Annotated in this window: 1 protein-coding gene; it reads left to right on the top strand. The window is 52.5% G+C overall.

Annotated features, from left to right (window positions below):
* On the top strand, window positions 1–566 hold a 566-nt coding region (locus ACOCD2_RS25425; protein WP_293682091.1), incomplete at both ends, for a hypothetical protein.

Below are 566 nucleotides of genomic sequence, written 5' to 3'. Positions count from 1 at the left end.
AATGCGGGAACAAAGAAAGGAACGTGACCGTAGCAGTCAAGATGCCCTCAAGCGCATAGCCGCAGCGACAGATCCCACCGATGAAGCCTCGCTCGTCAAGGCGATTGATGAGTTCAATGCGCTCAGGAATATGTACGACCTTAAAGGCGAATTCTTCGAGGATCTGCGCTGCAAGGTGGATTATCGCAAGCGCGGACAGTACATTCGAAACGTTTCGGAACTAGAGGATCTGTTTTATTACTGGAAGTTTGCTGAGCTGAATGACGCGAAACAGGCTTGGGCCGCTTCATCCGCATCGCTTGCAGACGTCTTCAAAAGTTTGGCAATACCCCTCATCAACGCCCATGCGGATGACCTGGTCAAACATGGCCATCTTGCGGGTTCGGACGTCAAAGAAATCTCAGATCTTACTGGCGTTCCGGTCGCGGAGCTCCTTCTCGAACTAATAAAAGTATTTTCTCGCCCGGATCGCTCGGTATCGGGCTCAGTGTGGCTTGCCTTTGCGACGTTCGTTTGTAATGAGGCAGACGAGGGGCAGGGCCAGTTGGCACTGGCACGCCTTCTTT

The sequence above is a fragment of the Thiolapillus sp. genome, assembly GCF_048562965.1.
Classification (GTDB): domain Bacteria; phylum Pseudomonadota; class Gammaproteobacteria; order Chromatiales; family Chromatiaceae; genus Thiolapillus; species Thiolapillus brandeum_A.
This window is presented reverse-complemented; position numbering and strand designations above follow the sequence as displayed.